This window comes from Arthrobacter sorbitolis (assembly GCF_054510995.1).
Genome location: NZ_JBTNDM010000004.1, coordinates 87461 through 102285, shown reverse-complemented (window position 1 = coordinate 102285; position 14825 = coordinate 87461). Strand labels below are relative to the sequence as shown.

Sequence of the window (14825 nt, the reverse complement as noted above, 5' to 3'; positions counted from 1 at the left end):
GGCCCGGGGAGCGATTTGGCCGTGCAGTGCCGCACGGCAATAATTCGAAGCATGCGCGGGATAATCCTTGCCGGGGGCACCGGATCCAGACTCCACCCGATCACCTTCGGCGTCAGCAAGCAGCTGATGCCGGTCTACGACAAGCCGATGATCTACTACCCGCTGTCCACGCTCATCCTCGCCGGCATCAGGGACATCCTGATCATCACGACGCCCCAGGACGCGGACCAGTTCCGGCACCTGCTCGGCGACGGCAGCAAGTTCGGTGTCTCCCTCACCTACGTCCAGCAGCCCTCCCCCGACGGCCTCGCCCAGGCGTTCATCCTCGGCGCGGACCACATCGGCCAGGAGACGGTCGCCCTGGTCCTCGGTGACAACATCTTCTACGGCCAGGGCATGGGCACCCAGCTGCGCCGCTTCGCCGACGTCGACGGCGGCGCCGTGTTCGGGTACTGGGTGGCCGAACCCTCCGCCTACGGCGTCGTGGAGTTCGACCGGGACGGCCGGGCGCTGTCGCTGGAGGAGAAACCGGAGAACCCCAAGAGCAACTACGCGGTCCCGGGCCTGTACTTCTACGACAACGACGTCATCTCGATCGCCCGGGAGCTGAAGCCCTCACCCCGCGGCGAACTGGAGATCACCGACGTCAACAAGGCCTACCTCGAGGCAGGGCGCCTGCAGGTGGAGATCCTGCCGCGCGGCACGGCCTGGCTCGACACCGGGACCTTCGAATCCCTCAGCGACGCCTCGAACTTCATCCGCACCGTCGAGCACCGACAGGGACTGAAGATCGGCTCCCCCGAGGAGATCGCCTGGCGCCAGGGCTTCCTCAGCGACGACGACCTGCGCCGCCGCGCCGAACCCCTCATCAAGAGCGGCTACGGGCACTACCTCCTCGGGCTCCTCGCCCGCGGCAAGTAACACCGCACACACACCCGCGGCGGGCGCCTCCAACCGCTGGACCCGCCCGACAGGCGGGTCCCGCGGTCGGGTTACTGGCAGACGACGACCTCGTACAGCCTGGCCGCCCCCTGCTCGTCGACCAGCCGCACCGCGTCGGACGTGGCGAGGTCGGCGAGGCCGGGGTACCCCCGGGCCTCCTCACCGTCGATGAGGTACTGCGTGCCGAAGTCGAGGGCGTAGGAGACGTTCTCGTCCCGGATCGCCTGGCATGCCTCGGCGGACTCCGCGGCATCGTCGAGGCTCCGGGCGAGGACGAGCGCCTGCGGCGTCGACGTCTCGAAGAGGTGGTGCACCAGGGTGTCGCGACCCGTGTAGGCGTAGGCGAGCGAGCTGCCGTTCCACGGGTTGACCGCGATGACCGCGTCCTCGGGGACCTCCCCGTCGAAGCGGTCCAGGAGCGCCTGCTCGTCGGTCGAGAGGATCGAGGACGGCGAATCGGGGATGTAGTGGATCTTCGCCCACGAGACGTACTCGTTCACGGCGCCGGGCTGGGTGGCGGGTACCAGGAGTCCGGCCAGCGCGGCCAGGCCCAGGCCGGCGGCGACACCCTGCAGCACCGGCCGGCGGCCGGAGGTCTCGAGCCGCCGTCCTGCGACGCGCCGGACGATGCGGGACGACGCGTCCACGACGACGACCGCGCCGAGGGCGGCGAGGGCGACCGACAGGACCGGCAGCACCGCGGCCAGCCTGTTGGTGTCCGCGTACCAGATCCCGGTCAGCACGGCGCGCCACGGCCCCCGCTCGATGCTGGCGTCGACGAGGTAGAGGTAGCCGATGACGACGAAGCTGACGATCAGCCAGGCCGAACGGCGGTTCCGTGCAGCGTGGATCAGGCCCAGGAGGGCCAGGGCCGACACGGTGTAGGCCATCAGTCGGTAGTCCATCGGTGCGTTGCCGAGCACCTCGCCCACCGCCCCGGCGGTCGTCTGGTGCGGACCCCAGACGTCGTACGGGACGGGCCGGAGCTTCAGCCAGACGACGACGAACACGGCGAGCCCGAGGACCGTCCCGGCCACCCACGGCAGGTAGCGCCGCGGTGCCGCACCGCTGCGGGCGAGGGAGGCGAACTGCCGGGACACGGACCAGAGCACCACCGGCAGGCCCAGTGCCAGGAGCGTGTTGACGCTGCTCATGTGCGAGAACCCGAGGCTCGCGAAGGCTGCGGCCAGGGCGATCCATACCCGTGCCGGCGCCTCGGTCATGGAGGCGCCCATCCTGCTGGCGAGGACCACGAGGGCCAGTGCGGCCGGCAGGAGCGCGACGGAGAGCATGTAGGGGAAGAGCGGGCCCCAGGCCATGAGCAGGTAGGGGAACGCCATGTACCCGGCGGAGACCACCCCCGCCGTCACCAGCCCCACCATGCGCGGTCCGACGACGACGCGGGCGAGGAAGAGTGCCGAGATCGGCCAGACCACCGCTGCGGTGACGATGTTGACGGCGTTGACGGCCAGGGGGACGGAGGCCCCCGTCAGCTGCATCGCGAGGGCGCCGAAGGAGTGCCAGGCCGCCGGGTAGACCGCGGCGAAGCCGGAATTCCCCGTCATGGTGCCGAGCGTGAGGGTCGAGGCATCGCCGGTCTCGAAGATGTAGCGGACGGCGTTGAGGTGGAACACGTTGTCGAACCGCTGGGAGATGTGCTCGGGGGCTCCGATCATCCGGACGGTGCTCCGGGCGATCAGCACCCCGCCGATCACCGCGCCCGCGACGCCGGCAGCCACCAGTACCCAGCTGTCACGCCGGCGTGCGGGACCAGCGGACGTCCGGGCCGCCAGGCGGGAGATGAGCAGGCCGATCGCTGCGGTCACCACCGTGACGGCGAGCAGGAGCCAGACGGTCCACGGGACCCCCACGACGGAACCGAGCACCGCGGCGACTCCCGCGATACCCACCGAGAACACGGGCGCCGCGCCGAGGAGCGCGAGCCGGCGGAATCCGAGCGACAGGCCGATCAACAGACCCGGGCCGACCATCACGGCGATCGTCGCCGCCAGCACCGGCGCAGTACTCCACCAGGACACAAATCCTCCAAAAATCAGCACAACACGGGATGCCGGGCCCGGAGGCCGGCGGGGCGCCCTCGGCGCCCGGGTCGGTGTTCCTAGCCCTGCCTCAGGCGTTTGACGACCTCGTCGACGGGTCCGTCGAGCAGGACCCGGCCGTGGTCGAGCAGGACCCCGCGCTCGCAGATCTTCGCGACCATGTCGAGGTCGTGGCTCACGACGACGAGGGTCTTCCCCTCCGCGGCCAGCTCCGCGATCTTCGCCAGGCACTTCTTCTGAAACGGTTCGTCCCCGACCGCGAGGATCTCGTCGATCAGGAAGACCTCCGGGTCCGTGTGGACGGCGACGGAGAACGCCAGCCGGAGGTACATGCCCGAGGAGTAGAACTTGACCTCGGTGTCGATGAACTGGCCGATCTCGGAGAACTCGACGATCGAGTCGAACCGCTCCTCGATCGCCGCGCGGTCCATGCCGAGGATCGCCCCGTTGAGGTAGACGTTGTCCCGACCGCTGAGGTCGGGGTGGAAGCCTGCTCCCACCTCGATCAGGCCCGCCACCCGGCCCCGCGTGTGCACGCTGCCGGTATCCGGGCGCATCACGCCCGAGATGTGCTTCAGCAGGGTCGACTTGCCGGAGCCGTTGAACCCCAGCAGGGCCACGGTCTCCCCCTCCTCGATCGTCAGCGACACGTCCGCCAGCGCGTGGAAGCGCTCGGAGAGGTCACCCTTCCGTCCCTTCATTAGCCAGACGAAGGCCTCCTTCATGGACCGGGTGTGCCGGAGGACGAACTGCTTGTTGACGTTGCGGATCTCGATCGCGGTGGTCACGTGTCACAACTCCTGGGCGAAGCGGCCCTCGAGCCGCCGGAAGACGAGCTGGCCGATGACGAGCATCAGACCCGAGGTCACGAGTGCGACCGGTATCCACAGGGACAGCAGGTTCGGGGGGATCGCCTCGGCCCGCTCCGTGGTGGGCAGCCAGAACGCGAAGTGGAACGTCTCGACGGCCACCGTGATCGGATTGAGCTGGTAGATCAGGAAGAACGTCTCGCCCAGCTTCTCGCGCACGAGCAGCCAGGGGTAGAGCACGGGGGACGCCCAGGTGGCGACCATCAGCAGCATGTCGACGAGGTTCTCCGCGTCGCGGAAGTACACGTTGACGGCACCGAACAGCAGGCCCAGCCCGATCGCGAACATCGTCACGATCAGGAACCCGGCGACGGCCGCCGCGAGCTGGAGCACGGTGGGCGACCACCCGGAGAACAGGCAGGCGACGAGGAGGATGAGGATCTGCGGGACGAAGTGCACCGCGGACACCCAGGTCGAGGCGATCGGGAAGAGCTCGCGCGGCAGGTAGATCTTCTTGATCAGCCCGCCGTTCGACACGATGGCGCGCGACGCATTGCCCAGCGCCTCGTTGAAGTAGTTGATGAGCACGATGCCCGAGAACAGGTAGATGGCGTAGTTCGGCAGGCCGGCGGGGTTGCGCTCGCTCTGCTCGAGTCCCAGGAAGACACCGAGGGCGACGTAGAACACGACGAACTGCACCCCGGGCTTGACGTACGACCAGAGCAGCCCGAGGACCGATCCCCGGTAGCGGACACGCAGCTCCTTCTGCACCAGCAGCTTGAGCAGGTAGCGGGACCGCAGGACGTCGCGGAGACCGTGTCCGTAGCCGGGGGCCACGAGCTCTCCGCGCGGCCCCCCTCCGGCCGCCGAGCGGTCCGTCATACTGCTCACTGCGACGACTTCCCCGCGCTTCCGGCCGGCCTGGCGTTCTCGAAGGTCTCGGCCCAGGCCTCCTGCGACGTGAACTCCGGCAGCGCCCGCTGGTACTCCTCCGCGAGGTCGTCCCAGCGGCTCAGCAGCCGCTGGTGGAGGACCACGCTCCGCCGGAGCATGGACTGGAACTTGGCGGAATCGCGCTTGTACCAGGAGGCACCCGACCCGTCGGCCGAGGACACGAGCGCCGAGTCGAGCTGCGAGAGCCTCCACCACCGGGCGTCCATGGCGGGGACGTTGGCTTCGGGGCGCACGCTCGCCTCGGGGCGGGCGGGCCGCACCTGGCGGAGGGCTCCCGTGCCGGCCTTGACGAGCGCGCTCCGCAGGGTACGCGGCGGCGTCGGCTTCAGGCCCTTCTTCGGGGGCTTCACCCGCTTGATGTCGGGGAACTCGGCGATGTTCTTGTTGATGCGCGCGTCGTCGAAGTCGGCGCGGCGCCGGCGGATCTCGGGCAGCTTCGCGCCGATGGTCGCGTGCAGGTGGGAAGGACCGTCGAGCAGGTCCTCGAGCGCGTTCAGGCGGAGCTCGACGGCGGAGTACTGCATCGACAGGAGGTGGCGGACGTCCACCGCGAAGCTCTCGCGCGGCATCCGGCCCCCGCGCTTGTACGGCGAGTACAGCATCGCCGCGAGCCAGCGGTTGCGCTGGTGGTAGTAGGCCTGCCAGTCGATGGTGTCGTCCTTCTCGGTCCAGGGCATGTGCCAGACCGCCGCGCCGGGGAGGGAGACGGTGCGGTAGCCGTGGGCCTTCGCCCGGATCCCGTACTCGGCGTCGTCCCACTTGATGAAGACGGGGAGCGCCAGACCGATCTCGCGGATGATGCTGGTCGGGATGAGGCACATCCACCAGCCGTTGAAGTCGACGTCGACGCGGCGGTGCATCCACGGCGTCGTCCTGAGGTTGCTCGACGAGAAGTCGTGCGCCTCGAAGGTGTTCGACACGGGCCCCCAGAAGTAGCGGTACTCGTTGACCTCCTCGCCGAAGCTGTGGAGGACCGACCGCTCGTACAGGTTGAACATGTGCCCGCCGACGATGGTCGGCCTGCGGGTGAAGTCGGCGAAGTTCGCAGCCCGCAGGATGCCCTCGGTCTCGACCAGCACGTCGTCGTCGAGCAGCATGACGTACTTGCTCCGCCCGTCGTCGACGGTCTCGTGCATGCCGCGGGCGAACCCGCCCGATCCGCCGAGGTTGCCCTGCTCGAGCAGCGTGAACTTGTCGCCGAGCGTCGCTGCGGCCTCGTCGAAACCGTCCTGGTCCCGCACCTTCTGGGTCCCCTGGTCGGTGATGATGAGGCGGTCCAGGACGCCGAGCAGGTCCTCGGACTCCGCGAAGGTGGACAGGTGGCGGACGCAGTAGTCCGGGCGGTTGAAGGTGGTGACGGCGACCGACAGGGTCCCGGCCTCGAACCCCTCGGGCTGCGGCACGGCCCATTCGGCCCGCTGCAGGGTGACGTCCTCCTCCGAGGCGACGAGGTCGAACCAGTACCAGCCGCCGTCGCCGAACGCCGTGATCGGCAGGTCGACGGCCACCGGGCTGCCCGCGTCGACGTGGACGCTCTGGACGCGGTTGGACGTGCCGCGTGCGCTCGAACGGTAGATGACGACCGACGCCTCGGCATCGACCTCGACGGTCAGCCGCACCTGTGCGACGTCGGTGTGCGCCCGCCAGTAGCTCGCCGGGAAGGCGTTGAAGTACGTGCCGAAGGAGACACGCCGGTAGGCGGGGAGGCGCAGGCTCCGCCGGTCGAGGATGAAGTCGGAGCGCTGCGTGCTGTGCTGCGCGACGACGGCGGTCGTCCCCGCGCCGGCGCGGGCCGAGCGGTGCTGGTCGTCCACGACGCGCTGCGCGGCGTTGAAGTCGACGTAGAGGGGCAGGGTGTCGGTGTCGCCGTCGGTCGGGAACACCACGCGGTGGACGGTCTTCCAGAGGACGGCGCTGGTCTCGTCCGTCGCCGCGTCCATCTCCTTGGAAACGATGCTCATGCTTCCACTCCTCCGCTTTCCAGCTTTGCGCCCGACGTGAAGTGGGGTGCGATCTTGTTGTCGAACGCCGACAGTGCGGACCCGATGGCCATGTGCATGTCGAGGTACTTGTAGGTGCCCAGGCGCCCGCCGAACAGCACCGACTCCTCGCCCTTGGCGAGGTCGCGGTAGGCGAGCAGCTTCGCCCTGTCGTCGGCGGTGTTGATCGGGTAGTAGGGCTCGTCGCCCTTCTCGGCGAAACGCGAGTACTCGCGCATGATGACCGTCGCGTCCTTCGTGTAGTCCCGCTCCGGGTGGAAGTGACGGAACTCGTGGATCCGCGTGTAGGGCGCGTCCTCGTCCGGGTAGTTCATCACCGAGCACCCCTGGAAGTCCTCGATCGGCAGGACCTCCTCCTCGAGGTCGATGGTCCGCCAGGAGAGGTCGCCCTCGGCGAAGTCGAAGTACCGGTCGACCGGGCCCGTGTAGACGACGGGCACCTGGCCGAGCGTGGTCGCACGGGAGTACTCGTGGCCCTCGTCGAAGAAGTCCGTGTCGAGGTGGACGTCGATGTTGGGGTGGTCCGCCATCCGCTCGATCCAGGCCGTGTAGCCGTTGACGGGCAGACCCTCGTACTTGTCGTTGAAGTACCGGTTGTCGTACGTGTAGCGGACGGGGAGCCGGGAGATGATCTCCGCCGGCAGGTCCTTCGGGTCGGTCTGCCACTGCTTGCCCGTGTAGTACTTGATGAACGCCTCGTACAGGGGCCGGCCGATCAGCTGGATGCCCTTGTCGTTGAGGTTCTGCGGATCCGTCCCGGCGAGCTCGCCCGCCTGCTCCTGGATCAGGGCGCGGGCCTCGGCCGGACCGAGCGCGGCGCGGAAGAACTGGTTGATGGTGCCGAGGTTGATCGGCATCGGGTACACCTCGCCCTTGTGGCGTGTGTAGACCTTGTGCACGTAGCTCGTGAACTCGGTGAAGTTGTGGACGTAGTCCCAGACGCGCTCGTTCGAGGTGTGGAACAGGTGCGCACCGTAGCGGTGCACCTCGATCCCGGTGCGAGCTTCGTTCTCGCTGTAGGCGTTCCCACCGATGTGGTGGCGCCGGTCGAGCACCGCCACCTTGAGGCCGAGCTGGGTGGCCGCCCGTTCAGCAATGGTCAGGCCGAAGAAGCCCGATCCAACGACAACGAGGTCAACGTTCACAAATGCTCCTGAATTGATTCGAACCACGGACATGCCCGCTTAAGGCTACCCGAGAGTGGTCCTCCACCTCGCCGGACACCGCGCGCGGCGCCTCCGCGGAGGGGAGGTGGGGCTGCACGACGCCGGTCGGCGACGGTGCGGGAGCGATCAGGCCGGCTCGAGGACGGACACGCCGAACAGTCGCTCCTCGAACTGCGGGACCATCGTGCGCCAGTACGTCGCGCTGACGTGGTTGTTGTCGATGTACACGTACACGTTACCGATGATGGGCGGGCAGGTGTCGCCGGGACAGATCACGTCCGTCATGTCGACCGACCTGTAGAGCGGGGTCCCGGGGTCGAACCCCTCGAGGGGTGAGACCGCCGGGAGCAGGTCCGTCTTGACGGGGCTGCAGGCGGCGAGGGCGTCCTCGTTCTCCTGGATGCAGGCGGGCATGTTGAAGTCGAAGCGCGCGTTGTCGCGCACCCCGATGACCTCGATCCCGCGCTCGGTGTACCGCCTCACCGTGTTCTCGAAGTCCGGCACGATCTTCTCGTCGGTCGAGCCGAACTCGGTCTTCGTCGCGATGGTGAAGACGGCGTCGGGCCCCAGGTCCTCGATGTAGGCACTCGAGTCCTCGAAGAAGTCGGCGCACTCGGGAGTGCTGTCGGGGCCCTCCGGCGCGAAGACGCAGCCGAGGGAGACCAGCTCGATCACCGTCCAGTCGTGCTTCTCCGCCAGCGCGACGACCGCAGCGGACATGTGCTGAGCGTGGCTGTTGCCCACCACGACGACCGTCCTGCTCGGCTCGCCCTCGGCGAGCCTCTGGGTGCAGAAACCCTCCAGGTCGGACGGGACGCCCGTCGCTTCCGCGTCGCAGGCCTCCAGCCGGGGGAAGTCGCCCCGGATGGTGCTCAGTTCGGGCAGGATCACCGCGTCGTCGGACACCTCGTCCTGGTAGCCCGGTAGCAGGGACACCGCCCCGGGATTGTCGGCACTCGTCTGCGCCGCGGCGCGCGCCGCCTGCGCCCGCAGGTCCAGCTGCCAGGCCGTGAGCGGCACGGCGACGAGGCCCAGGCACACGAGCAGGACGACACCGGCACGACGGCGCCTCTTGTCGGCCCACACGAGCGCCCGCACGGGCCGTTCGACGAAGCGCATCGTCAGGTAGGCCAGCACCAGCGACACGCCGATGACCAGGAACCCTCCGAGCACACCGGGCGACGGCCGGTCCTGCCAGACGAGGGCCAGCACGAGCACCGGCCAATGCCACAGGTACAGCGCGTAGGAGAGGTCGCCCATGCGCACGAGCGGCCCGGCGGACAGGAACCGGTCGGCTCCGAACCGGCTGCCGGTCTGCCCGGCGACGATCACCAGGGCAGCGGCCCCGAGGGGCCAGAGCGCGACATAGCCCGGGAACTGGCCCTGCACGTCGAGGAGGAAGCCGCCGCTGAGCATCGCGGCGACGCCGATCCAGCCCGCTGCGATCCGCAGCGGGCGAGGGAGGCGGATGAACGGCAGTGCCAGCGCCAGGAGCGTCCCGAACGCGAACTCCCACAGGCGGGCCCGTGTGTCGAAGTACGCGTACGCCTGGTTGGTGGACGTCTCCCACATCGAGAACGCCAGGGAACCCGCGAATAGCGCACCGAACACGAGCAGGACGACGCCGCGGAACCGCAGCCGGAAGCGGCGCGCCAGGAGGGAGCTGGCGAGGAACAGCAGCGGCCAGAGGATGAACACCTGGCCCTGGACGGAGAGCGACCAGAAGTGCTGGAGCGGACTGGCGAGGCTGTGGTCCTCGGCGTAGTAGTCGACGGCGTTCGAGGCGAGGACCCAGTTCTGCACGTAGAGCAGCGACGCCCACGACTGCTCGATGATGTCGGTCCACCGGGACCGCGGCACCAGCAGGTAGCTGGCCGCCAGCGTCGCGAGGATCACGACGACGACGGCCGGCAGCAGCCGCTTGAACTGGTGGAGCCAGTGCCGGACGAGATCGAACGGCTTGCCCGCCTCCGCCTTGCGCAGGAACGACAGCGCCAGCAGGAAGGCAGAGATCAGCAGGAAGACGTCCACGCCGCCGGAGACCCGGCCGAACCAGATGTGGTACGAGACCACCATCAGGACGGCCAGGGCGCGGAGACCCTGCACCTCCGGGCGGAAGCCGCGATTCGCGCCGTCGGCCGCGGCGGGGGGAGCCGCGGAACGGCTCGCTTCAGCGACGGACATGGAGGACTTCAGGGGTAGACACGATGGTCAAGTGTAGCGGGAGCACCCGGGGAAGCCCGGGACATCCACTGCCCGCGCGGAGGGTCGCGCGGACCGGTCCGTGGACGCCCCCTGTCCACAACCCGCGATTCCCCCGCCCTCCTGGACCCCTTCCTCCCTAGCCTCGGAGGCAGTCCCCACCCGAGGAGGCCTCCGTGGACCTGCACGTCACGCTCGCGAGCGCTCCCCCGTGCGCCTTCCCCGCCCGGGAGATCGTGGTGGACACCCTCGCCCTGCCCACGGGCGCGGCGCTCGCCGCCCGGCTGGCGGCGGCGGGATACCGGGGGCCCTTCGCGATCGCCGGCGTGCCGCTCGCGGCGATGACGGCATGCGTGGGGGACCTGACGGACGGCGCGGTCATCGTCTGCGGGCCGTCCCCGCCCCAGGACGAGGGGCCGCCGGTGCCGCATCTCGTCTTCGTCGTCCGATCGGGCCCCGACGCGGGCCAGGTGGTCCCGCTGCCCCGCGGCGGCTGCACGATCGGGCGGGCGGAATGCGACATCGTGATCGCCGACCCTGCACTCTCACGCCGGCACGCCCTCCTCACCGTGACCGGGGACGCCGTCGTGCTGGAGGATCTGGCGTCGGTGAACGGCACCTTCGTCGACGGCCGACGCATTAGCACGGCGGAGGTCACGGTGTCGGCGACCCTTCGACTCGGCGGGAGCCGGTGCAGCATCGAACTGGCCGACGACGACGGCTGGCACTACGTCCGGCCCGCCGACGTCCTCGTGCCCGTGCAGGTCGGACGCGAACCCCCGCGGACACCGTCCCGCCTCCTGGTCCTCACCGCCGTCCTGCCGCTGGTCCTCGGCATCGGCCTGGCGGCGACGACGGGCATGTGGTTCTTCCTGGCCTTCAGCGCCCTGTCCGCGGTGACCGGATCGGTCCCCCTCGTCGTCCATCGGCGGAACGTCCGGGCCTTCGCGGCTGCGCTTCGCGCCGCGGCCGAGCGGGACCGCGAGCGCCGGCTGCTGGCCGTGCCCGACCCCGGGCAGACCGCCCTCGACGCCGTGCGCGCCTGTCGGCCGGTCCCCCGACGGCCCCCGGTGGCGCAGCCGTTCCCCGCGGAGATCCTGCTGCGGCTCGGCGTCGCGGACCAGCCGGCGAACCTCAGCACGGTGCGGGATTCCACCTTCGTCCTGCCGGTCCTCCACGACCTGCCGCTGGTCCTGCCCTGTCGGGCGGACCGAGCCGGTGCGACATCGGGCGCGGCAGCGGTCGCGACCTCCGGCAGCGGAGGCGCGGCCGGGGAGTGCTTCACCGTCGCGGGCGACCCCGCCGCCGTCCGGGGGGCCCTGCGCGCCCTGCTGCTCCAGGTCGCACACCCCGAGCAGGGATCGCCTCCCGTGATCTGCTGGGGTTCGGCCCGGCACCTCCCGGTCCACGCGAGGTTCCTCCCGAACGTCCTGCTCACCAGGGACCCCCGGGTCCTCGCCGGGATCGGCCGGCAGGCCGGCGTCCTGCTCGTCTTCCAGGTCGCGGAGGACCTTCCCGAGGGCGCCCGACGCCCCGGCACCGTCGTCGTCCGCTTCCGGCTGGACGGGGCCGGCGCCGGCCCCTCGACATCAGGGACGGCCCTGCTCGCGGCGGGCATGGTGATGGCGCCCGGCGGCGCCCGTGCGCGCATCGACGGGCGGGAGTACCGCGTCCTTCCCGACGCCGTCTCCGAGCGGACGTTCGAGCGGATCGCCCGGGCCCTCGCCCGCGCCGCGCGGACCCGGCCGGGCGCCGGGACCCGTACCCGCCCGGGGACGGGGGACGGATCGGGCGTGCCGTCCTCGGTCTCCCTCTGGTCCGGGCAGCCCGGGCCGGACACCTTCGCCTCGTCGGTCCCCGGCCGCTGGGCGGCGGCCGACGCCCGACGGCCGACCGCGTTCGTCGGTCGGTCGGGTACCGGGCCCGTGGCGATCGACCTGGTCAGGGACGGCCCCCACCTCCTGGTCGCCGGCACCACGGGCTCCGGCAAGTCCGAGTTCCTGAGGACCCTGGTGCTCGGACTGGCACTCGACCAGCCTCCCCGGCACCTGTCCCTGCTCCTCATCGACTACAAGGGCGGCTCCGGGCTCGGCGCACTCGCCGCGCTCCCCCACTGCGTGGGGCTCCTCACGGACCTGTCCGCGGAATCGACGGCCAGGGCCCTGACCTCGCTGCGGGCGGAACTGCGACGCCGGGAACTCCTCTGCGCCGGCCACGGCGCCCGTGACCTCGACGGGCTGCGCAGGGTCTCGCCGTCCACCTGCCCGGCCCGGCTGGTCGTGGTGATCGACGAGTTCCGGGCCCTCGGCGACGCGGTGCCGACCGCCGTGCCGGACCTGATGAGGATCGCCGCCCTCGGCCGGTCGTTGGGTGTCCATCTCGTGCTCGCCACCCAGCGGGTCCAGGGGGCGGTGACGCCCGATCTGAGGGCGAACATCACGACGTCGGTGCTGCTCCGGGTCCAGAGCACGGTGGAGTCGCAGGACCTGCTCGGGTCCGGCGCGGCCGCGGAGATACCGGTCGACGCCCCGGGGCGGGCCTTCCTGCGCCGTGGGGCCGAAGCACCCGTCGCCGTGCAGGTCGCCTCGCCGTCCGCACCCCCGACGGCGGACCGGACGCCCGGCTGGCAGGACGTCGCGGCCTACCTCGGAGAGGCGGCAGCGGATCCTTCCCCGGCGGAGGCCGACGGCACCGACGACACCGACGACACCGACGATGCGGGAGGTCGTCCCCGGGAGGCCCTCGCGGAGGCGGTCGCCGGACTCGTGGCGGCCGCCCGGGGTGCTGCGGCCGGGCGACAGCCCCGCCCCGTGCTGCCGCCGCTGCCCACCCGCCTCACCCCCGCGGCGTGTGCTGCCTTCCGTCCGGTCGGGCCTGACCCGTCCCCCGCCGCCGTCGGGGTGGCGCTCGGGATCGTCGATCTCCCCGGGCGCCAGGCACAGCACGTGCTGCGCTGGCACCCGGACCGCCACTCCCACCTCGCCCTCGTCGGTCTTCCCGGCAGCGGCGTCGCAGAGGCACTCGCAGCCGTCGTGTCCGCCCTGCCCCGGAGCGACCCGGATCTCCACCTGTACGTGCTGGACGGCGACGGGACGCTGGGGCGGTGCTCCGCGGACCCCCACGTCGGTGCGTACGTCCTGCCGCAGGAGACGAGGCGGGCCGGCCGCGTCCTCGAACGGCTGGCGGCGCCGGGGCCCGGTGGGAGGGCCACCGGCCGGATCGTGCTCGTGATCACCGGCTGGGCGCGATGGAGCAGCCAGTTCCGCAACGGACGCCTCGCGCGGGCCGAGGACGATCTGCAGGCGCTGGTCCGGGACGGCGCCGGGAGCGGGGTGAGTGTCCTCGTCGACGGGGACCGGGACGTGACCACGTCACGGTTCTTCCCCCTGCTGCCGAACCGCGTCTACCTGCCCCTCGGTGCGCATCAGGAGACGACCATGACGTGGCCGGCGATGCCGCCGATCGATGCCCTTCCCGGTCGGGGGTTCGCCCAGGGACCGATCACGGGCAGCTGGGGTGACGCCACGTGCCAGCTGCTCACGCATCCCCCAGCTCCCCCGGCTCCCACGGCTCCCCCGGCTCCCACCTCTCCTGCGGGCCCTACGACTCCCGCGGATCCCGCCGGCGCCGAGCTGGCGGTCCGCCCACCGGCCCGGGCCCCCTTCCCCGTGCATGCCCTCCCCCGCGAGGTCGGCCTGGCCGGCACCGCTGCGGCAGGGACACCGGACCGGCTGGTGGCGGGCGTGTACGGCGACGACCTGCTGGCGTTCTCCATCGCCCTTGCTCCCGGCGACGTCTACCTGGTCCTGGGCCAGCGGGGGTCGGGACGCACGAACACCCTGCGCGTGCTGGCGGAGTCGGCGGGGCACCTGATCCCGCCCCGATCCGTCCTTGTCCCACCCGCCGGCACACCGGGACTGCCCGCGCCCGCCTACTGGCGGGACGTCGCCGGCGGCACGGGGCCGGGACCCCTGCACGGGTACATCCTCGTGGTCGACGACGCGGACCGGTTGCCCGCGGACGTGCAGCAGGCGCTGGCGGGCTTCGTGGCGCGGGGCGCCGCGTGCGTCCTGTCGGCCCTCCCGGGCCCGGCCCTCCTGACGCGCGTCCCCCTCGCCCTGCAGGCCCGCGCAGCCGGGCGCGGTCTCGTCCTGGCGCCGAGGACGGCAGGCGACGGCGACTTCTTCGGAGCGCGGCTCGACACGGACGGGGAGCCCGTCGCGGGCCGGGGCTTCGCCTGCGACCCCGGAGGAGTCGTCGAGGTGCAGATCGCCCGCGCACCCGGCGGGACGGACGGACCGGAGGGCATCCGCGGGCCGTCGACGGGCGACACCACGGGACGGGGCGGTCCCTACAGAGCCTTCCCGGACGCCGTGGTGCGCACCGTGTACCCGACGACCGGTCCGGAGAAGAGCGTCACGATGACGACGGCGGCGGGGACGAGGAGCGCCACCCCGAGGAGCGGTGAACCGGTGGAGAAGTAGGGGAACGCCAGGATCACCAGGAACAGCTGGACGACGAGCGAGGGTGATCTCGGCCAGCGGAAGCCGGCGGCGAGCTGCCGGGCGAGGGCGACGAGGCCCGCGCCGACCAGCAGCAGGAGGACCGCCATGAAGACCGATCCCCCGACGGAGAGGGCATCGGCGCTGAAGGCGCTCGCCACGAAGCCGGCGGCGACCGCGAGCAACGCGA

At 71.0% G+C, this 14825-nt stretch carries 8 protein-coding genes; 2 read left to right on the top strand and 6 right to left on the bottom strand.

All coding sequences use genetic code 11. The features are described from left to right. The first annotated feature begins 51 nt into the window (after positions 1 to 51). On the top strand, positions 52 to 921 hold the full coding sequence (gene rfbA / locus ACX80K_RS10485) for a glucose-1-phosphate thymidylyltransferase RfbA (RefSeq protein ID WP_459271811.1): 870 nt from the start codon (positions 52 to 54) through the stop codon (positions 919 to 921). 71 nt (positions 922 to 992) lie between these two features. Here the strand turns inward: rfbA and ACX80K_RS10480 are convergent, their stop codons facing one another. The 6 genes from ACX80K_RS10480 to ACX80K_RS10455 all read right to left on the bottom strand — a co-directional run bounded on the left by ACX80K_RS10480 (position 993) and on the right by ACX80K_RS10455 (position 10115). Further along, positions 993 to 2981 (bottom strand): DUF6541 family protein, encoded by a 1989-nt coding sequence (locus ACX80K_RS10480; RefSeq protein WP_459271810.1) that lies wholly within the window; start codon positions 2979 to 2981, stop codon positions 993 to 995. A gap of 80 nt (positions 2982 to 3061) precedes the next feature. Further along, entirely contained in the window at positions 3062 to 3790 is a 729-nt protein-coding gene (locus tag ACX80K_RS10475; protein ID WP_459271809.1) for an ABC transporter ATP-binding protein, read from the bottom strand. Positions 3791 to 3793: 3 nt separating this feature from the next. Beyond that, positions 3794 to 4693 carry an ABC transporter permease gene (locus ACX80K_RS10470; protein WP_459271927.1) on the bottom strand — a complete coding sequence of 300 codons (900 nt, stop codon included), beginning with the start codon at positions 4691 to 4693 and terminating at the stop codon, positions 3794 to 3796. Positions 4694 to 4698: 5 nt separating this feature from the next. Next, positions 4699 to 6726, bottom strand: coding sequence for a glycosyltransferase (locus tag ACX80K_RS10465; protein ID WP_459271808.1), 2028 nt, complete (start codon positions 6724 to 6726; stop codon positions 4699 to 4701). Continuing rightward, positions 6723 to 7910, bottom strand: a complete 1188-nt coding sequence (gene glf, locus ACX80K_RS10460; protein WP_459271807.1) for a UDP-galactopyranose mutase — start codon at positions 7908 to 7910, stop codon at positions 6723 to 6725. Before glf ends, ACX80K_RS10465 begins: the two co-directional genes overlap by 4 nt. 147 nt (positions 7911 to 8057) lie before the next feature. Continuing rightward, a complete protein-coding gene (locus tag ACX80K_RS10455; RefSeq protein WP_459271806.1) occupies positions 8058 to 10115 on the bottom strand; it encodes an acyltransferase family protein in 2058 nt (685 codons plus the stop codon). 194 nt (positions 10116 to 10309) lie between these two features. On the opposite strand from ACX80K_RS10455, the gene ACX80K_RS10450 reads away from it, so the two are divergent. Then, complete coding sequence (locus ACX80K_RS10450) at positions 10310 to 14617, top strand: FtsK/SpoIIIE domain-containing protein (RefSeq protein WP_459271805.1); 4308 nt, start codon at positions 10310 to 10312, stop codon at positions 14615 to 14617. Positions 14618 to 14825: the final 208 nt, after the last annotated feature.

Coding starts and splice junctions, on each gene's coding strand:
- ACX80K_RS10470 (WP_459271927.1), bottom strand. CDS start 4,693: ATGACGGACCGCTCGGCGGCCGGAGGGGGGCCGCGCGGAGAGCTCGTG.
- ACX80K_RS10455 (WP_459271806.1), bottom strand. CDS start 10,115: ATGTCCGTCGCTGAAGCGAGCCGTTCCGCGGCTCCCCCCGCCGCGGCC.
- ACX80K_RS10465 (WP_459271808.1), bottom strand. CDS start 6,726: ATGAGCATCGTTTCCAAGGAGATGGACGCGGCGACGGACGAGACCAGC.
- rfbA (WP_459271811.1), top strand. CDS start 52: ATGCGCGGGATAATCCTTGCCGGGGGCACCGGATCCAGACTCCACCCG.